Source organism: Cupriavidus sp. FW216-B1 (assembly GCF_058789195.1).
This window is the reverse complement of record NZ_JBYTEL010000008.1, coordinates 68,470-88,735: the sequence shown is the minus strand read 5'-3', so window position 1 is coordinate 88,735 and position 20,266 is coordinate 68,470. Positions and strand designations below refer to the sequence as shown.

The following is a 20,266-nucleotide window of genomic DNA, read 5'->3' as shown; positions in this document are numbered from 1 at the left end:
CATTCTTCATCGGGCGCGCTCCGACCGGATCCATGTTCCTCTTTATTTTGTGTACGATTCTCCGAACATGCGTGTGGGACGATTCACAAGACACAGGTAAACAGCCGATAGTGGCGACACCTTTCTGGACGCCATGGATATGGACACGACACCCCCGACGCCGCCGCTGCCAATGACCCGGGCCGGCATCACCGCCGCGCTCGCCGCCATCGCCGGTCGCTTCACGCCGATCGACGGCGAGCACCAGATGGCCGCGATTCCATCACTGAGATTCTTCCGCTATTCGGCGCCGAGCAAGGAGGAAGCATCCTTCAGCAAGGTGGCGCTGATCTTCGCCGCACAGGGCGCCAAGACCGTCATCGCCGGCGACGCTTCTTATCACTACGACACGGAGCACTACCTGCTCACGTCGATCGATATGCCGGTCATCGGCAAGGTAGAACAGGCCAGCCGCGAGCATCCCTATCTCTGTTTCAATTTCGAGATCGACCTGCGGCAGGTCGCCGATCTGGTCGCGGCGCACGAATTGCCGCCGCCGGACGAATCGTCGACCGGATTGGGCATCAGCGCAGGAGAGCTGTCGCTGGACCTGCTTGAGGCGGCCTACCGGCTGACGCGGCTGCTTGACACACCCAAGCACATCCCGGTGCTGGCGCCCTTGATCGAACAGGAGATCATCTATCGCCTGCTGATGAGCAGCCAGGGCCTGCGCCTCAGGCAAGCCCTGGTGGCGGACAGCCGTGCATTCAAGATTACCCGCGCGGTCGAATGGATCAAGGCCCATTACGAGATGCCCATGCGCATCGACGAACTTGCCCGGCACGTCAACATGAGCGTTTCCTCGCTGCACCAGCATTTCAAGGACGCCACCGGACTGAGCCCGCTGCAATACCAGAAACGCCTGCGCCTGTTCGAGGCACGTCGCCTGTTGCTGAAGCGCGCGAGCGACGTGGGCATCGTCGCCTCGGCCGTTGGCTACGATAACCTGTCGCAATTCCACCGCGAATACAAGCGCCTGTTCGGAGCACCGCCGATCCAGGATGCCGTGCGGTTGCGCACCGACTCGGCCTAGCCGCGCCACCCGGAGCCGCGGGGCCAGTTCGCTGGCGCAGCATCACAACAACGATGGCGGAAGCTCACTGCGCGCGTGGAAAACAACCAGGCCAGTGTGAGGCGTGAGGCGTGAGGCGTGAGACGCCATAGCCGTGCGCGTCGGCGGCTCACACCTTTATGACGACCTTGCCGAAGGGACCGCGCGCGAGGTGCTCGAACGCTTCGCGCGCCTGCCCGAACGGGTAGACATGATCGATGACGGGGCGAATGCGGTGCTCGTCCAGGAACGGATTCATGCGGTCGAACGAGGAACGCGGCGCGACCGCGATGCCTCGCAAGGTGGTCTGGCGAAAGATCAGGGGCATCAGATTCAATTGCGTCGTCTGGCCGGCGAGAAAGCCGATCTGAGCGATACGGCCGGCCGCCTTGGTGGCTGCGACCGATTGATTGATGCCTTCGCCCCCTGCCACATCGAGAGTGAGGTCCACGCCCTTGCCGTCCGTGAGCGCCAGCACCTCGGTTTCCCAGTTCGGCGTCTTGCGATAGTTGATGCCGGCGGAAGCGCCGAGCTCCATCGCGGCCTGCAGGTTTTCGTCCCGGCTGGAGGTCGCAATCACCTTGGCCCCCATGGCGCGAGCCATCTGGACGGCGAAAATCGAAACGCCGCCGGTACCCTGAACCAGAACACTCTGGCCCGACTGGATTTGACCGAAGTCCACCAGCGAGTACCAGGCGGTCAATGCGGCGATCGGGAGCGTCGATGCCTCCTCATCGGACATCGAACCGGGCGCCCGAACCGCGCCTTGCTCATGAATGATCATGTACTCGGCCAGCCCGCCGGGTAGCGGCGAGCCGACGCAGTAGGCCGGTTCGTCCGGACCGGGAGCGCCATCGAGCCAGCGGGAGTACAGGTGCGAATTGACGCGGTCACCGACCTGGAAACGCGTCACGCCCTCGCCCACCGCCACGACCGTTCCTGCGGCGTCGCTGACCGGGATCAGGTTCCGTGGGACCAGATGCGGCTCGTAGATGCCATCGACGATGGCCTTGTCGCGGAAGTTCAGTGACACCGCACCCACCTTGACCAGCAGTTCGCCAGCCTTGGGTCGAGGAGTTTCTGTTTCACCGAGGACGAGGTTGTTGAGGCCGAAGCCCTTCAGTTGCCATGCTTTCATTTTGCTACTCCTGGTGGAAGGTTCGGTTACGCAGCGGGTGTAGCCCGATCACGTAGCCGCTCACGACTGCGCACTGAATGTCCGGATCTGCGCGGCCCGGCCCTGCAGCCACCAGCCGACCTGCGTTGGCCACGACGCAAACGGGACTTGCGGATCGACAGCGCCAAGTTCGGCTTCCGCATGAAGGGCGAAATTCGGATCGGCCAGCGCCTCGCGGCCGATCGCGACAAGGTCTGCCTGGCCGCTCGCCACGATAGCCTCGGCCTGACGACCGTTGACGATCAGACCGACCGCAGCGGTGCCGATGCCTGCTTCGCTGCGCACCTTCTGCGCGTATGGAACCTGATAGCCATAGCTGGACGGGTACTCGTAGCGCGGCGCGATGCCGCCCGACGAGCAGTCGACGATATCTACGTCGAGCGCCTTGAGGCGACGCGAAAAGACCACCGTGTCCTCGATGGACATGCCCTCGCGCAGGCCATCGACGGCGGAGACCCGCACGAAAAGCGGCTTACCCTGCGGCCATGCCGCCCGCACCGCCTGCACGACTTCCAGGGGAAAGCGCATCCTGCCGTCGAGATCTCCGCCGTATTCGTCCTTTCGGTCGTTGGTCACGGGTGACAGAAAGCTGTTGAGCAGATAACCGTGCGCACAATGCACCTCGATCACATCGAAGCCGGCCGCATCGGCACGCCGGGCCGCGTCGACGAAAGCTCGTTTCACCTCCGCCATCGTTGCGCTCGTCAACGCCGCAGGCTTGAGCCAGCCGTCGGCGTACGGCTTGCCGGAAGCGGAAACCACAGGCCAAGGCCGCTCGCCGCGCCGGACATCGTCGTCGTCGAGCGCCCCATTGCCCTGCCAAGGACGCTGGCTGGCAGCCTTCGGTCCGGCGTGGGCAATCTGAATACCGGCCACAGCACCATACATCTTGAGTGCATCCGCGATGCGTCGCAGGCCAGGTATGTGGTCGTCCGACCAGATGCCAAGATCGCCGTGGGTAATCCGGCCTTCGGGCACGACCCCGGTCGCTTCGACGATGACCAAGCCAAAGCCGCCCATCGCGAATCGGCCGAGGTTGATCAGGTGATGATCGTTGACATGGCCGTCCCGCGCCGAGTACTGGCACATGGGAGAAACGAGCAGGCGGTTGCGCAGTGTGACGTCACGCAGCGCGACAGGTTCGAAAAGTTTCACGTTACTGGTCCTTTGAATGGCGTTTGCCGTCGCCAAGCCTATGCGGCGACCTTGGTGACCATCGCGCAACGGCGCAGATCCATTTCGCCGTCCAGCACCTCGGGAAGCGCCGCGACGAATGCTTTCATGTAGGGTTGCTCGAAATGCGACGTCAGATCGGCGGCGGTCTGCCAGTTTTCGTATAGCACCCAGACATCCGGGTCGTCGTTCGAGCGGTGCAGGTCGTAGTTGATGTTGCCGGCCTCGGCGCGCGAGGGCTCGACCAAGGCGCCGAGACGGCGTCCCAGCTCGTCGCCGCGGCCGGGCTTTGCCCGGATGAATGCGATGAGCGTAAGTTGCGCGCCGTTGGCCGGAGCCGGTATGGCGTGGGAGGATTGTGCGGTCATGGGTTAGCGTTCCAGATCAGGGAAATGACGCCGCGGGCAGTCCAGGTTGCGACATCCCGCAGCCCTTGGTCGGGGCAATGTGCGCGGGCGTATCCAGCACTCCCGCTTCGCGCTCGCCCCTCGACTCAACGGCATTCGGCGACGGCGGCGGATCGAGGTCGGCAACGAAGTGCGGACCGCCTGCGCCTTCGGCGAGCGGACGCGCCAGGTTTCGATATTTATCGACGCCGTCTTCGATCAGGCAATCGAGTAGCCGGCGTCGACCAGCAGACCGTGGCCCGATACGAACGAAGCGTCATCGGAAGCCAGGAACGCCACCACCGTCGCGACCTCTTCCGGAGAACCCGCCCGGCCGGGTACGGTCGAAGCCGCGAAAGCGTCCTTCGCTTCGGCGCTCGGCCAGATGCGGTCCTGGAACGGCGTGTCGATGATGCCGGGATTGACGGCATTGACGCGCACGCCCTGCTTGAACAGTTCGATCGATGCGGTCTTGGTCAGGCCCAGCACCGCATGCTTGCTGGCGATATAGAGGCCAGCGTTGGCAAAGCCGATCACGCCGCCCATCGATGCATTGTTGATGATGGTGCCACCGCCTTGCGCCAGCATGGCTTTCGCTTCGTGCTTCATCGACCAGAAGACGCCGCGGACGTTGGCGTTGAAGATCGTCTCGTAGACCTCATTCGACTGGTCGACGAACGGCGTGAACTCGCCTTCGGTGCCCGCGTTATTGAAAGCCACGTCGATCCGCCCATAGGTCGAGATCGTCGTTGCGACCAAATTGATCACGTCCTGTTCGACGTTGATGTCGGCGACAGCAGCCGTCACTTCGTAGCCGCCGTTCCTGATCTCGGCGGCGAGCGCCTCGATTTCGGCGCGGCGGCGTGCACTGACGACGACTTTGGCACCTCGGCGGGCGAGTTCGATGGCCGTGGCCCGGCCAATGCCAGAGCTTGCTCCGGTCACCAGCGCGACTTTCCCGGAAAGCGTTTGCGGCGAGGCTTGAATGCTCATTTGTTTCTCCAGATTCAACGTGTTGGACTCGCAAGAAGAAAGAGATCCTGTTTCCTGCTCATTTCTTGAAGACCATTCTGGAGCGTTTAATTGATATGATAAAGTAGCCAATGTTTCTTACTATGATGAATGAGGTTCACCAATGGAGACCGCGGAACTCGCTGAGCTGGCCGTGTTTGCATCGGTGGCGAGGCACCTGAGCTTCCGTCAGGCGGCCACCGAACGGGGTACGTCCGCCTCGGCGGTAAGTCATTCGATACGTAGCCTCGAAAGCCGCGTGGGCGTGCGCCTTTTCCATCGCACCACGCGCAGCGTGTCCCTGACCGAAGCCGGAGAAGCGCTGTACACCCGGTTGGAGCCGGCGATGGCCGGTATGCGAGCCGCCCTGGATGGATTGAACTCGTTCCGCGCCACGCCGTTTGGCACCATCAGACTCAATGTTCCAAACTCGATTGCACTCTACGTCCTGGGCGATGCGATGGAACTCCTGGCCAGCCATGCCGGGCTGAAGCTGGAAGTCGTCGCCACCGACTCGCTGGTCGATATCGTGCAGGAAGGATTCGATGCCGGTATCCGCTTCGGCGAACGCCTGTCGCAGGACATGATCGCGGTACGAATCAAGCCGAAATTCCGATTCGCCGTCGTCGGCTCACCGCGCTATTTTGAGAAAAATCGGGCGCCCATGACGCCCCACGATCTGCATAGCCACGATTGCATCCGATACGCATTTCCCAGCGGGACGATCTTGAATTGGGAATTCGTCAAGGACGGAGAAGAAGTAAAGGTCGAGGTTGCCGGCCCCTTGACGGTCGATAGCCAGGAATTGATGGCTGACGCCGCGGCGCGGGGGCTGGGCCTGGCATACATATGGGAGAACCGGGCGGCGCCATATCTTCGCGACGGCCGGCTCCAGCGCTGCCTCGAAGACTGGTGTACCGTCGACGAAAGCGTATTTCTCTATTTCCCAAGCCGCAAGCATCAATCGGCAGGGCTTAGAGCGTTGATTGAGGCGATGAAAGCATAAGGCTGCGCCACGGCCAGGCGGTGGACAGTTGCGCCATCGATATGCCAGTGGATTGGCCAACACCCGGCCCCGCAGATTGCTACCGCCGAGTCGGCGATATTTCATGGCATCCGTTCCGTTTTATTCCTGACGGCGCACCGGAATCATCATTGCGGCCGGTGAATGCCTGCCCTGGGTAAAACTTATCGGGACATGCACCACGCTCAATCAGGATAATCGGTGGCGTCCGAAATTTCGCGCCATGCGGCCAGATCCCTCTCCACCGCGGCCAGTTTCTGGAGTGCAAGGCCGTTCGCAATCTTTCCCGCGAACAGATGCAGCGGGGGCTCGGATGCGCCTGCGGCTTGAACGATCATCGAGGCCAGCTTGTCCGGATCCCCGGCTTGCTTTCCAGCCATCTCATCCAGGTGCACGTCGAGCAAAGCCTGTGCGGCGGTGTATTCCCGAATGTTGTGCTGTGCGATGACCAGCGAGCCCGACGACAGGAACTCGGTACGAACAGGCCCCGGATAGACCAGGGTTGCCTTGATGCCGAATTCCGCAACCTCGGCCGCGAGCGCTTCCGTAAGCCCCGCAAGAGCGAACTTGGTGGCCGCGTAGATGCCCCATCCTGCATAGCCACCCTGAAAGCCGGCAATCGAACCGACATTGAAGACGTGCCCGCCGCGCTGCCGACGCATATGAGGCAGTACGTGGCGGAGGACATGCGCCGGCGCGAAGACGTTGACTTCGAAGTTGCGACGCAATTCCTCGTCGGATATTCCCTCTATGGTGCCTTGCAGGCCATAGCCGGCGTTGTTGACGACGGCATCGATCCGCCCGAATCGGGAAATGGCTTGCGCGATGCTGGCCTGCACGCTGCGTTCATCGGCGAGATCCACCTGTACAGGCAGAAACGTATCCGAAGCGGGTCCGATCAGATCGACGAGCGAAGCCAGCGTGCGCGAGGTGGCAACCACGTTGGCGCCACCGTCCAGAAGCTTGCGCACGAGCGACAGGCCGATTCCTTTCGAGGCGCCGGTGACAAACCAGGTTTTCTCATTTTGACTCATGATGGTCCTAGTAAATGGGGGGGATTGGGGGGATTGGATAACAGCGGCGAAACCGCAATGGGCGCGGCATGGCAGTGCCGCTGCGGTATCTGGCCGCGATCACGGATAGCGCATGAAAGAAAGGCGGTCGCGGCGCTGGCTGACCAATTATCTTCCCCCACCCCATCCATCGCGATGCACGATCGGCGATTAATGATGCACAAAAATCCGAATCCACTTGAAGAACAATCCTGACGCCCTTGGCCATCGGCGGCCGTCGCAGGCTCGCTTATCCTTGCCCAACATTCGGATTTTTGTGCACTAACTCCGGAAGAACAGACAGCTCAACCAGGCTGGTTTACCGGATAGTGCGGATAGCTGCCGGCGCTGGAACCACCTCTCGCCCAATCCACGTGGACGATGGATGGTGACACGCCGCAAACATACGCTCCGGCTCGGGCAATACCATCTGTCGGAGGTGAAGATCCGGCGGCATGGCGCGCACAACCGTCAACGGTCTGAGCCGGTGGCCGCGATGCGTCGGATGGATGCATCCAGGACTTACCGGATATCCATACCGCCACGCCACCTGTCAGGCAGTCTTTTCATCAACATCCTTCCGACTGGAGATACATCATGAAATACAAGACTCTGGGCAACACCGGCCTGCTCGTGTCCCGCCTGTGCCTGGGCACCATGACGTTTGGCGACGGCAGCGGCATCTACAAACACATCGGCGCGTCCGGACAGAAAGAGGCCGACGATCTCGTCAAGGCCGCCCTGGAGGCTGGCGTAAATTTCTTCGACACCGCCGATGTCTACTCCAACGGCGCCAGCGAACAGGTGCTGGGCCATGCCTTCAAGAATCTTGGCATTGCCCGCAAGGACTTCGTCCTCGCCACCAAGGTGTACAGCCGCATGGGCCAGGGGCGCAACGACGTGGGCGCGTCGCGCGGGCACATCATGGACGCCGTCGAAGCGAGCCTGAAGCGGCTGCAGACCGATCATATCGACCTGTACCAGATCCATGCCAACGACATCGTGACGCCGGTGGAAGAGACGCTGCGCGCGCTCGACGACCTGCTCCGGCAGGGCAAGATCCGCTATATCGGCGTCTCGAACTGGCAAGCCTGGAAGATCGCTCGTTCGCTGGGGATCTCCGGGCATCTGAACTTGGCACGTTTCGAGACTTTGCAGGCCTACTACTCGCTCGCTGGCCGTGACCTCGAACGAGAGCTTGGCCCGTTGCTGGAAGCGGAGAAGATTGGCCTGCTGGTCTGGAGCCCACTCGCCGGCGGCCTGCTCTCCGGCAAGTTCAACCGCAACAACCAGAAACCCGAGGATTCGCGACGCTCCGAGTTCGACTTCCCTATCGTCGACCGTGAGAGGGCCTGGAACATCATCGACGCCCTCGTACCCATCGCGCAGGCCCACGGTTGCAGCCCGGCGCGCGTCGCGCTCGCCTGGCTGCTGTCCCGGCCAGTCGTTACCTCCGTGATCATGGGCGCGAAACGCATGGACCAGCTCGAGGACAACCTCGCGGCTATCGACCTGAAGCTGACCGAGGATGAATTGCGCCAGCTCGACGAAGTCAGCGCGCTGCCGCCGGAGTATCCAGGCTGGATGTTGAACACCCAAGGTGCCGACCGGCTGGGCCCTGTCGATCTGTGGTCAGCGGCCAACGCCTCCTGAGGCCTGCGCGAGCATCTCACGCTGCCATCGTTCAACCGAGTGCGAGCCGCTTATGGCTCGGACTCGGCTGCTACGACAAGGAATCCGAATCATGGCTTCCATACACGGCAAGGTCATCATCATTACCGGCACTGCGAACGGCATCGGCCGAGCGGAAGCGGAACTGCTCGCGCGGTGAGTGATCGCCGCCACCATTGCGCGCTTCGGTCGTCTGGACGGGCTGATCAACAACGCCGGTATCTACCGGCCGGGTTCACTTGAGGAGACGACCGAGGAAACCTTCGACAGACAGGTCGCCATCAACCAGAAAGGCACCCTCCTCGGCATGAAGTATGCCGCCGCCAAAATGAAGAAGAATGGGCGCGGTTCGATCGTCAACACCTCGTCGATTTGCGGCATCCGGGGCATCCGCGGCTGTATCGCTTACAACGGCGCCAAATGGGTAATCCGCAGTCTGACTAAAACGGCGGCAGCGGAACTCGGTGAATATGACATACGAGTCAACGCGATTCTGCCCGGCTTCATCGACACCAGCATCCTGGCCGCCAACTCGCCTGAGATGAATCAGCAGGCAGCCAGGGACGCTGTCCTGAATCGTTGGGGCGCCCGGAGGACATCGCATCGCTGGCGCTCCACCTGATCTCGAACGAAAGCGCCTTCGTGACCGGCGCGGACTTCCTGGCCGACGATGGCTATACGCTTTGAAGCCACACCATATCCAGGTCAAGTCTCCAAGTCCTGATGACTTGGCCTGAAGGTACCGGTAGGCGATACCGTCACGTACATCCCTTCGCAGTCAGAAGCCCTGTAAATCTTGGAGTTGGGCTTGAGGATGCGCAATGCAGCGTCGGGAAATACGAGGCTTTCCTCTTGTTTTTTGACGGCATTTGCCGTCAGGGACCAGGAGACCTGCTGATGCCCGGAAAGCCGCATGAAATCATGCTTTCCAGAGGAAACTTTTACCGTCAAAGACCGATCTGGCCTCAATAGTAAACGGGAGGGTCTTAATCCGGCCTCCGGTTCTTACCGTCAGTTCTACCGTCAACCCGTTTTGCTTGCCGGCGATAGCCACCGATAGTCGCCGAGACGTAAATTATTATTAATCAACGACTTACGGCGATTTTTCGATTGCTGGCGATAGTCCCCGAAGGACCTGATTTCACCCACTCGATTATCTATGAGCATTAAAATAACTTATATAACAACAACTTGCGTGAAAATTCTCAGTTGATGCCATGAAAAATGCCATACTCAGATCAAGAAGATGAACGCTGCGTGCTCTGGTGCCGGGCAATGGCCTCTTCCAGCGTCTCGCCGGGCTGCCATCCGTACAGGTCGCGGACGCTCTTCGTTCTGGCATGGCCGGGGGGCTTGAACTCGTAGCCGGTAGCAGCCATCTCGGCAGCGATCTCCTCGGTGAGGAAGAGCGGTTCGTTTTCTTCGTGCAGTTTCATGCTGACACCATAGAGACGTTCCAAAAACGAGAAGACTATCCATCTCCCTCCCAGCCGATCAGTCAAGAACTTCCGGCCGACTCCAGCACCCTGGGACGCGCCACGATAGCCTTGAAAAGATTGCCGGCCCGATCATCGATGAGTTCGATCTGCGGCCATGCCCGCAGTGAGCGCAGCAGGCCGCTACCCAATCCGCGATAAGGCAGGAGCTTGGCGGCAAAGGACGCCAGGATGGGGTTGCGCATATTGGAGTTGCCGGCCTTGATGTTCTCGATAGTCAGGTTGTTGGGCAGGTGGCCAGGGCTGATGATCTCGACACGATCCGCGAAGACCAGTACGCGGATCGGCGCGCTGACGAAGTAGTCGCGGTGAATGAGGGCGTTGGCGACCAGCTCTTCCCAGACGATGCGGGGAATCTCAGGCTGCCCCTGTGAGTTGAAGCCCTGCTCGCCCTGCGCTGCGCGGGTGTTGGCGACAATAAAGCCCAGCGTCTGCTGGAACACGTCGGCCAGCTTGCCGGCGATGTCACGGCTGTCGATGTAGCGTTCGTCCTCAATCTCGGTGCCGACAAAGGCGACGGCCTTGACGATGAAGGCGGGTAGCGCATAGTGCGGTGATTTGGCGAACAGCAGACCGCCCGCCACGTTGAGCTGCCCCTGGTTCATCAGGTTCATGTTGGTCAGCAACTGCGGCAGCGACTGGTTATGCTGGGCGAGCGGCTCACCGAATTGCTGCTCGAAGAAGGTTTCGAAATAGGGCATGTCCACATCGCCCGCGCTCAAGCCCGCTACGGGCGTTTCGTCGGCGTGCACCAAGCCCGCCTGCTGGAACAGGCGCTGCAATTCCTCGCGCGAGGTGGCGCGGCGCTTGTCCGAGCCGTTCTTCACCCAAATCGCGCCGTTCTTGTCCATGTAGGGCTTGTTGACGCCTTCAGCAATGGAGAGCACCAGCACCGTGCCTGCCGGGTGGGGCACGTTTTCCGTGAGCGGGTTCACGGCGGGACGCACGGCCTGTGAGGCCACGTTGGCGATGAGCATATTGAGACGAGCAACGTCGGCGCCGGATAGGCCGCGCACCGAACCGTCGTCGTTCACACCAATGAAGATGCGACCGCCAGCGGTGTTGCTGAAGGCAACGATCTCTGCTGCCAAGGCGTCGGCATTGTTCATGTCCGTCTTGAACTGCTGCCGACTGTCCTCGCCCCGGCTGAGCAGGTCGATCAGCTCTGTGGTTTCCATAGGTTGTAGACCTCTTTGCGACGGTTGAAGGCTTCCTGGCCTCCTTCCATGATGTTGATGATGGCGTCCTGCACCGGGCGAGCATCGATGCTGCCGCTTCGCGTGGCGACCTTCTCGTCCTGGTATTGGCAGGCGTGCACCTGTTCCGCGTCACCCAGCACCGGGAAGTTGGCGTTGTGGGTGGCGAAGATGAATTGGGCGTGAGGCTTCATTTCCCGTAGCAGCTTGATCACATCGTCGTAGATGGTCTGGTTGTCCAGGTCGTCTTCCGGTTGGTCGATGATGATCACGTCGTTCTGGCGTTGGCTGAGCACGTACAGCAACAGCGCGGAAGCGCGCTGCCCGAGAGAGTGGTGCTTCAACTCTTTGCCGCGATAGCGGATGACGAAGCGGTTGGGCACCTGCCAAGTGACGAACTCGGTCAGATTCTGCATGAAGGTCCTTTCGAAGACCTCGGGGGTGCTGCCGGCCTTCGCCAAGGCTCCCGGCAGGGCACGCAGGAGGCCTCCGAAATCGGCATAGTCCTCCATCACTGCGCGCAGCGTGGTTTCGCGGATGCTGCTGCCCTTGAAGAGCTGCTGCATGAAGCTGATGGAGGCTTCCTTGTCGCCCTTGAAGTCCGCTTCGATCTGCAGGGCGGTGTGGCCAGCGTTCACTCGGTCCAGCTCTACCTTGATGGTGTTGAACTCGCGTAGCCATAGATCATTGAGTTTGTCGATCTCCGTAAACAGCGCGTCGCGGATGCTGGTTTGCTGCGATTCCTGCTTGGCCAGCGCCTCCAGCATTTGTTCCGCCTTGGTTTTGCGCTGCTGCTGGGCCAGGAAGTCGTCCGGCTGAATGGCTGTCATGCCGGTTTGCTTGAGTTCCTGGGCTAGTTGGCGCTCAACTTGTGCGAACTCCTCCTGAAGGTTCTTGCTTGCACCTTCAAACTCACTCTGCTTTGTCTTGAGGCGCCCCGCAATGGCTCGCGCGTCTTGCTCGATCTGCTTGAGCTGATCGACCTTGGCCACGAGGTTGGAGAACTCGACGTAGTAGGCCGCGAAGAAATCCGGGTTCTGCTTGGACACGTAACTCGTCGCGTTGCGCAACTCGTCCTCATGCTCGGCAATCAATTGCCCTAAGGCGACGAGGAAGCTGTCTGCCCGCTCCTTCATGCGTGCTAGCGCAGTAGCGTCCTGCTGGAAGCCGAGGCGCTTTTGGAGCTTGTCGGCGACGCCGTGCTCCGCGAACTTGGTCAGACGGAAGTTGGCATCATTTAGTTGGGTCTCGAAGTCGCGCTTGAGTTCGGCCGTGTTGCTGAGCTTGAGCCAGCGCTGAGCAGCGTCGCGCACGCGCTGGCGTTGAACCTCGATTTCGTCACGCAGCACACGCAGCTTCTCGCCAACCAGCTTTTCCACCAGATCGGTCTCGAAGCCTTCGCCGGTGCTGGAAAGATCCTTCTGGCCGAAGTAGATCGGGCGTCGCAGTATGGTCTCCCGGATCGACACGCCGGGTTGCAACTTGCCGCCTAAATAGACATTTGGAGCTTCGCGGAAGATGCGCGAGATGGTGAATTCCTGTCCGTACACGTCGTATGCTGTCAGCGTCACCTTGCCGCCGCTGCCAAGGGTATGGCGGATCAACTCATCCTTGTACTTGGTGTCCTGCGCCTTCTCGCCGCGTGGAATGTCGAGGGCGTAGCGCACTGCCTCCAGAATGGATGATTTGCCGCTGCCTCGGATGCCGATCAACGTGTTGAGTTCGGAAGAGAAATGCAGCACCTGCCCGTCGAGAATGCCGCCGTCGAAGCGGATGCTGCGGATGTGCGACGCTTGATGTTTTTCCAGCTCCATCGCTACGCGCCCAGCCGGATCGCTCAAGGCAAACTTGACCGCCTCGAAGGACAGTTCGCCCAGCTTCAGGTAACTGGCTTTGCCTCGACCGATTTCATCGACACTCTTGGGGTCGCTGCCTTCCAGTTCGGCGGGGTACCAGCTCTGTAGCCAGCTTTGAATCTTGGTGCGGCAGGGTTTGTCTTTGCCTGCGCCGTCGTGCGTGCGTACCTTCTGAAAAGCCAGCGTTCTGCGTCGGAAGAACTCGTTTTGCCCAAATTCAGTCAGCCGGCCGCCATCCAGCTCCGCCCACAGGCCACTCGGGGCTTCGACATGGGCGAAGACAAGAAAGAAGTCCCGGTGATAGCCTTCCAGCTTCTTGATGGTCTCCAGAAGCGACCATGAAGTGCGCCCGTTCTCCTGCTCGTACTGCGCGGGCGTTTTACCTTCGAATGCGCTGGTCAGAAAGGGGTTGATGTAATTGTGTTCATCGATCCATTCGTCGGAGAACACAACAAGCGTGTGGATGCCATTAGCCCCGTCATTGACCGACAACTCAACGCCTGGCAGCAGCGCAATACCCCTCTTCTGGGCCGTCTTGCGCAGTGCTTTGAATTCTTCGAAGTCGAACTTGTTGTGGTTGGTGATGACACCCAATCGGATGTCCGCTTTCTCCAACGCATCCACATAGTTGCTGTTGTAGAAATTGTCATCTCCCGTGAACTTGAATTCTCGGTCCGCTCGGGTATGCAGATGAAAGTCAGCACGGACCCACTGCGCCCCTTCTGCAAAGACCATGGATCGAGCCTCTGACTGCTTCGGTCGCAGACTTTCCATCATGGTTCATCCTTATAGTGAGTCCGCGCGTAGCCCACCAGTCGAGCGGTCTGCGGGTCATAGATAAACTCGGTGATCGATCCATCTCGAATGCGCTGAACCGCCTCGTCGATCACATGAAGTGGCACGAGGAACCATTCCTCGGGCTGCACGGGGTGACCGAAGCGGTCGTTGATGGTGATATTCAACCGTGCGGGTGCGAACAGCCTGTGGAACAGGTTCTCCATCCGGGTGCGGTTGATGCCCGCGAGCTTGTAGGTTGCCACCACTTCGACCTTCGCCAGCAGGTAGGTGGAGTCGTGTTCGGCATTGGCGATGCGCGTCTCCACCCTGCCGCCGGTCACGCCCATCTTGTGGATGATGTCGCGGTGCTGCGCGACATAGGGGTGATCGGAGAGGGAGCGCAGAACGTAGATCGTGCCGCTTTCGACATCATCGGCCTCAAGCTCACCGCCGAAAGAGAGTTGCCCGCTATCGGGCGAGGCCAACCGCCGCGCGGCGGGGTCGTTGTAGAAAGCGCGCTGGAGCGAGCGCAGCAACAGATTGCTTTCGGTGCCGTTGGAGAAGATGAGGCGCAGGCGACGGTCCACTTCCCCGGCGGTGGTCTTCAACGGCTCGCCGACCTCGGCAACGTAGAGCGTGATGCCATCGAGAACGAAAAAATCCCCGGCTTCAATCGCGCGGCGGCCCGCCTCTATGGGCTGGGACTGGCGCAAGCCAGTCTTGACCTCCGTCGCTACGCGCTCGAACAGTGGCTTGAACGCCTCGAAGTCTTCGCAAGGTTTGCGATCCGCGATCTCCTCGGCGGCGCGCTTGTCGGCGCTGGTGCGGACATGGCGTAGGACCGTGATGTCGTCCGCGTCGGCTACGCCCGCCAGCTCGGCGGCCAGGTCGTCGATGTCGATGGGTTCATCTGCCGAAGCGGCAACGGTAGGCGCCCCCGCAAGCAAGCTCTGATGGTCCAGCGGCTCCAGCAGGGCGCGGCAGTCCGGGAGCGCGCGCAAGCGGTCCAGGCGCACGGCGTAAAGGCGCTCGAATATGTCGCGGTCTTCACCGTGCTGCGGCTCACGGCCGTGCTTTTCGGTGAAGCGTTGGATTTCCTCGAAGCCCGCGATGATGCGCTCCTCGCTGGACGGGCGTCCGCCCTTCTTCTCGGGCGGGGCGAACTCGGCAAGCTCCGCGGCGAGTGCGTCAAGATCGGAGTTACTCATAGCGCCCCTCCGCCTTGAAGCGCATGAAGGCGGCCGCGCCTTCGGCCATGCGTCGCTCCCAGGCATCCTGGGAATCGAGCGCTGGAATGCGCCCGCGCTCCTTTTTGAACTGGACGGCGCGAACGGCCATCTCCTTCGCCTCGTCCGGCGTCAGGCTCGTGCGCTTGGCCGAGATGGCTGCCGCGACCTGTTTCAAGCTGTCCTCGCTCATGGTCTTGGCAAGGATTGCGTAGGCTTCCCCGAAGGGGTTGATTCGGTCGATCAGGTCGATGTCCAACTCGCGCACGTCCATCGCGAAGCGGCGCACGCCGTCGATCAGCGCGGTGTTGGGCGACCCATCGCTCTCGCCTTCGGTGACAAGCCGCTTGGCCTGCTGCGTGAGGTTGAGGGCGGCGATGGCGTGCTGGCGCACGGCCTCCTGATCTTCGGCGTCAAGCTCGGGATACTTGTCCTTGATGATCTTGCCCATGCGAACCTGCGTCAGTTCCTCGGGCACCAGCTCCTCATCGAACAGGCCGCGCTCAATGGTGGGCTTGTCCTGCACGAAGGCCGCGATGACTTCGTTCAGGTCTTCCTGACAGATTCGCGCCGCTTCCCTGCTCTTGGGCTCGGCGAGGCCCTTGATCTCGATCTGGTAGGCCCCTGTCTGCTCATTGACGCCGACATTGCAGCGGTCCGAGTCGTAGCCACCCTCACCGTAGTTAAAACCTGGCGTCGGGCCACTGTCAGGGTTCTTGGGCTTGAACTCAAAGCGCGGAGCCAGTACCTGCTCCATGAGCAGACTCGCCGCGATGGCCTTCAACGTATCGTTGACCGCCTCGGTGACCGCTTCCTCGGCTGCATCCGGCTCGGCAATCAGGTTGGTGAACCTCGCGCGGGTCTTGCCGGGTGCGTCGCGGGTGGCTCGGCCGATGATCTGAACGATCTCGGTCAGGCTGGCGCGGTAGCCCACGGTCAGCGCATGTTCGCACCAAATCCAGTCGAAGCCTTCCTTCGCCATGCCAAGCGCGATGATGATGTCCACATGGTCGCGGTTGTTCTTCTGCGCCGGGTCTTTGAGCGACGCGGACACGCGCTCGCGCTTGGCGGCATCGTCATCGACCAGATCGGCGATCCGCAGCACGCGGCCATCCGGGCGCTTGACACGCTGGAAGCCGGTCGCTGGGTCGATGCCTTGCCATTCACCCAGTGCCTCGATGATGTGCTCCACCTCTCGCATCTTGTCCTTCGTGCTCTCGCGCGAATTGACGTTCGGGATGTGAATGATGGTCTTCTCGGCGGGATCGAGGACGTTGAGGATGTCATCGACGTAAGGCCCGCTGTAGAAGAAGTAGCCGATGTCGAGTTGCTTGAGGTACTCGTAGCCGTTTAGTTGCTCGTAATACGTGTAGGTAACGGTATCGAACTTCGACTCGTCCTGCGGGGACAGCACGGCCTCGGCGTCGCCACGAAAGTAGGAGCCGGTCATGGCAACAATGTGCGTCTTGCCCCGCGCGAAGAACTGCCCCAGGTGCAAGCCAAGCTTGTTGTCCGGGTTCGCCGAAACGTGGTGGAACTCATCGACCGCAATCAGTCGGTCGTCGAACGCATCCACGCCGTAGGCATCGACCGCGAAGCGGAAGGTCGCATGGGTGCAGACCAGCACCTTGTCGTCGCCTTCGAGGAAGGCGCCCAGCGACTTGACCTTGCCGCCGTTGTCGTTGCCCGGCGCGTTGCACAGGTTCCACTTGGGTTCGACGTGCCAATCAGCCCAGAAGCCGTACTTCGACAGCGGCTCGTCGTTGAAACTGGCCCCGATGGACTTCTCGGGCACGACGATGATGGCCTGCTTGATGCCTTGGTTCTTGAGCTTGTCGAGTGCCACGAACATCAGCGCACGGCTCTTACCCGATGCGGGCGGCGACTTGATGAGCAGGTACTGCTCGCCCCGCTTTTCGTAGGCGCGCTCCTGCATGGGCCGCATCCCAAGCGCATTGGCTTTAGTCGATGCGCCGTTTCGGGCGTAGGTGACGGAAACGGACGGTACGGACTTGATCTTGTCGCTCATGCGTTGGCTCCCGCTTTACGCTTCTTGCCCTTGTCCGGTGCAGCCGAAGCAGTCATCTTGGTGTAGAGGTCAAACAGCTTTTCCAGCCGTTCTGTGTCGTTCTTGAAGCGCCGACCGATGTAGATGCGCTCCAGCACTTCATCGTTGCGATCATGGGTGGCTCGCAGGTCGGCGGGCATGTTTTCGGGGTCGTACAGGTCCGCGATGGTCGCTGGGAAGTGACGTTCCCGCGCCAGCAGGACGTCCTCCGCGCAGCGAGTGAGATCGGCCTTGTTTTTCTCGGTCAGCGTCGGCACCGGAAACGTGTTCCAGCCGAGGGTGTTGGAGTAGCGGTAGCGCGTTTCCAGCTTGCCGCAGACGGTGGCGATCCATACAAGATGCAGGCGCGAGGCGATGAGCGCCATGTTCCATAGAGGCGCGTCGTACAGGCCATACGCAGCATTGGAAATAATGCCACCTGTTGGGAGCAGCCCAACTGGAAGATACGGCCGAGACTCGCTCGAATGGATCGGAACGATGATTGACTGGTTGCCCGGTTTGCCCTGAATCTGCCGGAATCTGTGCGGGTACTGCGCAGCGGGGCGCGTTTCCTTCGCCTTGCTACTTTCCCGAAACTCCCTCACCTGTTCAAAGCGGAGAGCAAGGCTCGGGACGGAACTGGCCTCGCTTTCGTCAGCATCATTGACCCAAATGCAAACGCGAGGCGAACCCTTGATGAACTCATCCGAACCAAAGTAGGGCCGCAAAAATTTTTTAGCAGTCGGCGACTCACGGGTGATCTGCCGCGCCTCATCGGGCGACAAGATCAGATTTCCGCCGTCTGTGGGCTTGTTGCCCCAGTACATGTCCGGGCGACCCGTTGGCGCTCTACTTGCCGCATCAACGTAAAGATTTGGTCCGGGCACTATGTATGCGTTGATGTTCGGAACGAATTTCTCGATGACCTCCTCACCATCCGAGGCTTCGAAGAGTCGTGCCCCCCTACCTGTGTCGGTGGTCAGACCAATGATTAGGACGGTGACGCCAGCATTGTGCGCAGCCAGGTTGCGCCATTTAAACGATGAGTAGGCAAAGAAGATGCGTGACGAAGCGTCCAGGAGCAGCGGCCAGAACATGTGGACGAGCTGCCCTTGGCAGATTGAGTTCGTCGCAACGAAGGCCGCTTTGGCCGTCTGATGTTGCATGAACTCATGCGCTTTCCAAAACCAGCCCATTACGTAGTCGAACGACTTCCAATATTGACTATGGCCTTCGAAGAGCCACTTGAGGTCGGCTTTCTGCTCCGGAGTTTGGGAACTCAGACCGGCGTAAGGCGGGTTCCCGCAGATATACGTCTCCCCCCCTTCGTTCTCGAAGTCGATCTCAGCCTGATCAAGCGGTGTTTGCAGAAGATCGTCAGAAACTAGCTTCACCCCTGAGCCGCCGACATCCATTAAGCTCAACCAGTCGAGCCGCAACGCATTGCCGCAGGTGATCCAATTCTCGCTGCGCAAGGGCAGAAACTCGGCCAAGGCCAGCTTCTGCCCACGATAGAGCACGTCGCACTGGTACTCAGCGATAACCAGCGCAAGGCGCGCAATCTCCGCCGGAAAGTCACGCACCTCGATTCCGCGAAAATTCGTGAGCGGGATAACCGAACACAAGTCAGGTTCGCCTCGTCGCCTGTTGATCTCGGCCTCGATGGCGCGCATCTCCTTATAGGCGATGACAAGGAAGTTGCCCGAACCGCAGGCCGGATCGAAGACTCTGATCCTTGCCATGCGCTTGCGCAGGTTCAGCAACATGCGAGGGTTATCGCCTGCCTCTTCAAGCTTGGCTCGCAGGTCGTCCAGGAACAGCGGGTTCAGCACCTTCAGGATGTTGGGAACACTGGTGTAGTGCATCCCCAGCTCGCCGCGTTCCTCGTCCTCGGCGACGGCCTGGATCATCGATCCGAAGATGTCCGGGTTGATCTTGGTCCAGTCCAGCCCGCCGACGTGCAGCAGGTAGGACCGGGCAATCTTGCTGAATCGCGGCACTTCGTCGCCGCCAGAGAACAACTGCCCGTTGACGTAGGGGAAATCGTCGATATTCGCCCACCGGGGAAGCCCTGCGGTCGCCCGGTCCTCACGCTTGGTGTTCATGGTGCGGAACAGCGTGGCGATGACCTCGTGCGTATTGGTCGAATCCCCCGCACTCATCCGCGCGACGGTCTCGGTGAACTTGCCCCTGCCGCCAAAGATATCGGTGTCCTCGGCGAAGAAGCAAAAGATCAGCCGCGCCATGAGCTTGTTCATGTCGTGGCGGCGCTCCGCTGTGCCCCAGGCCGGGTTGTCTTTCAACAATTCAACGTACAGCCGGTTCAGGCGACTGGTAGCCCGGATGTCGAAAGCGTTTTCACTGATCTGGCGGACGGTGCTGATTCCCGCCAGCGGCAGGAAGAAGCCGAAGTGATCGGGAAAGTCCTTGAAGGCGCAGGCGACGGTCTCGCCGCTGGTCAGGTCTTCGGCCTCGAAGTCCGCGCCGTCCGTAGCAAGGATGAACTTCGCCTTGGCCTTGGCCGTCGCAGGGCTGGCCTTGAGGGCGGCCAGCGTCTGCGTGACCCGCCCTGCGTCGCAGGTCAGCATGTGGATGTTGCTGGTCTGAAGAATGCCGCCGAGGTCGGACTTGTTCGACGCCCCCGCGCGCAGGCGCTTGATGGTCGTCGCTTTGTTGCCGAACGCCTCAAGGAAGGCATAGGGGAACTCTGCGCTGTCGAACGGCTGCTCCGCCAAGTCTGTGATGGCTTGTTCGATTTCTACGGCGTTCATGGGCGTGTAGCCCTCCCTCTGAGCGAGGCCGCCTGGCTGCTGTTGTTCTGCGGGGTGCTCATGTCTTGTCCTGCGTTTTCTCGGCTATCTGCGCGGCAATCCAGCGATCCAACTCGCTGCGACGAAACCGCCAGGTGCCGCCCAGCTTGAATCCCGGTATATCCCCCTGCTGCGCCAGCCGGTACACGGTCTTCTTCCCTGCCTTGAGGTAGACCGCCACTTCGTCCAGCGTGAGAATTTCGCTATCGGGTTGGTTCATGTCAGGCGGCTCGCTTGGTGTCGCACGGCGAAGTTTTCCAAAGTTTGGCCAAGT

15 protein-coding genes and 1 pseudogene are annotated in these 20,266 nt (G+C 60.8%); 4 read left to right on the top strand and 12 right to left on the bottom strand.

Features of this window, described 5'->3' with window-relative positions; all coding sequences use genetic code 11:
- Positions 1–139 precede the first annotated feature (139 nt).
- Positions 140–1,072, top strand: coding sequence for an AraC family transcriptional regulator (locus AC3WXD_RS18425; RefSeq protein ID WP_059412790.1), 933 nt, complete (start codon positions 140–142; stop codon positions 1,070–1,072).
- Between the two features lie 148 nt (positions 1,073–1,220).
- Here the strand turns inward: AC3WXD_RS18425 and AC3WXD_RS18420 are convergent, their stop codons facing one another.
- From AC3WXD_RS18420 to AC3WXD_RS18405, 4 genes are all read right to left on the bottom strand, one after another.
- The gene (locus tag AC3WXD_RS18420) at positions 1,221–2,228 is read right to left on the bottom strand and encodes a zinc-dependent alcohol dehydrogenase family protein (RefSeq protein ID WP_492324377.1); all 1,008 of its coding nucleotides are present in this window, start codon (positions 2,226–2,228) and stop codon (positions 1,221–1,223) included.
- A 60-nt stretch (positions 2,229–2,288) separates the two neighbouring features.
- The gene (locus tag AC3WXD_RS18415; protein ID WP_043365714.1) at positions 2,289–3,422 is read right to left on the bottom strand and encodes an NADH:flavin oxidoreductase/NADH oxidase; all 1,134 of its coding nucleotides are present in this window, start codon (positions 3,420–3,422) and stop codon (positions 2,289–2,291) included.
- Between the two features lie 38 nt (positions 3,423–3,460).
- Positions 3,461–3,808 carry a putative quinol monooxygenase gene (locus AC3WXD_RS18410; RefSeq protein ID WP_059412793.1) on the bottom strand — a complete coding sequence of 116 codons (348 nt, stop codon included), beginning with the start codon at positions 3,806–3,808 and terminating at the stop codon, positions 3,461–3,463.
- 237 nt (positions 3,809–4,045) lie between these two features.
- Entirely contained in the window at positions 4,046–4,819 is a 774-nt protein-coding gene (locus tag AC3WXD_RS18405; RefSeq protein WP_020201668.1) for an SDR family NAD(P)-dependent oxidoreductase, read from the bottom strand.
- A 142-nt stretch (positions 4,820–4,961) separates the two neighbouring features.
- Here AC3WXD_RS18405 and AC3WXD_RS18400 point away from each other — a divergent pair, with 142 nt between their 5' ends.
- The gene (locus tag AC3WXD_RS18400; protein ID WP_059412794.1) at positions 4,962–5,843 is read left to right on the top strand and encodes a LysR family transcriptional regulator; all 882 of its coding nucleotides are present in this window, start codon (positions 4,962–4,964) and stop codon (positions 5,841–5,843) included.
- A gap of 203 nt (positions 5,844–6,046) precedes the next feature.
- Here AC3WXD_RS18400 and AC3WXD_RS18395 read toward each other — a convergent pair whose 3' ends face one another.
- Entirely contained in the window at positions 6,047–6,895 is an 849-nt protein-coding gene (locus AC3WXD_RS18395) for an SDR family oxidoreductase (protein WP_492324376.1), read from the bottom strand.
- Between the two features lie 615 nt (positions 6,896–7,510).
- Between AC3WXD_RS18395 and AC3WXD_RS18390 the strand changes: the two genes are divergently transcribed.
- Both AC3WXD_RS18390 and AC3WXD_RS18385 read left to right on the top strand, forming a co-directional pair.
- On the top strand, positions 7,511–8,566 hold the full coding sequence (locus AC3WXD_RS18390) for an aldo/keto reductase (RefSeq protein ID WP_492324375.1): 1,056 nt from the start codon (positions 7,511–7,513) through the stop codon (positions 8,564–8,566).
- 178 nt (positions 8,567–8,744) lie between these two features.
- A pseudogene (locus AC3WXD_RS18385) lies at positions 8,745–9,271 on the top strand (SDR family NAD(P)-dependent oxidoreductase).
- A gap of 551 nt (positions 9,272–9,822) precedes the next feature.
- Here the strand turns inward: AC3WXD_RS18385 and AC3WXD_RS18380 are convergent.
- From AC3WXD_RS18380 to mads1, 7 genes are all read right to left on the bottom strand, one after another.
- The gene (locus AC3WXD_RS18380) at positions 9,823–10,020 is read right to left on the bottom strand and encodes a hypothetical protein (protein ID WP_492324374.1); all 198 of its coding nucleotides are present in this window, start codon (positions 10,018–10,020) and stop codon (positions 9,823–9,825) included.
- 62 nt (positions 10,021–10,082) lie between these two features.
- Positions 10,083–11,258: an RNA/DNA-binding domain-containing protein gene (locus tag AC3WXD_RS18375; RefSeq protein WP_492324373.1), complete on the bottom strand. Its 1,176-nt coding sequence runs from the start codon at positions 11,256–11,258 to the stop codon at positions 10,083–10,085.
- Positions 11,240–13,909 (bottom strand): TrlF family AAA-like ATPase, encoded by a 2,670-nt coding sequence (locus tag AC3WXD_RS18370; protein WP_492324372.1) that lies wholly within the window; start codon positions 13,907–13,909, stop codon positions 11,240–11,242. Before AC3WXD_RS18370 ends, AC3WXD_RS18375 begins: the two co-directional genes overlap by 19 nt.
- The gene (locus AC3WXD_RS18365) at positions 13,906–15,117 is read right to left on the bottom strand and encodes a GIY-YIG nuclease family protein (protein ID WP_492324371.1); all 1,212 of its coding nucleotides are present in this window, start codon (positions 15,115–15,117) and stop codon (positions 13,906–13,908) included. Before AC3WXD_RS18365 ends, AC3WXD_RS18370 begins: the two co-directional genes overlap by 4 nt.
- On the bottom strand, positions 15,110–17,164 hold the full coding sequence (locus tag AC3WXD_RS18360) for a DEAD/DEAH box helicase (RefSeq protein ID WP_492324370.1): 2,055 nt from the start codon (positions 17,162–17,164) through the stop codon (positions 15,110–15,112). Before AC3WXD_RS18360 ends, AC3WXD_RS18365 begins: the two co-directional genes overlap by 8 nt.
- On the bottom strand, positions 17,161–19,953 hold the full coding sequence (locus tag AC3WXD_RS18355; protein ID WP_492324369.1) for a class I SAM-dependent DNA methyltransferase: 2,793 nt from the start codon (positions 19,951–19,953) through the stop codon (positions 17,161–17,163). The genes AC3WXD_RS18360 and AC3WXD_RS18355 overlap by 4 nt, the downstream gene beginning before the upstream one ends.
- Positions 19,954–20,011: 58 nt before the next feature.
- Positions 20,012–20,212, bottom strand: a complete 201-nt coding sequence (gene mads1, locus AC3WXD_RS18350; protein ID WP_492324368.1) for a methylation-associated defense system helix-turn-helix domain-containing protein MAD1 — start codon at positions 20,210–20,212, stop codon at positions 20,012–20,014.
- Positions 20,213–20,266: the final 54 nt, after the last annotated feature.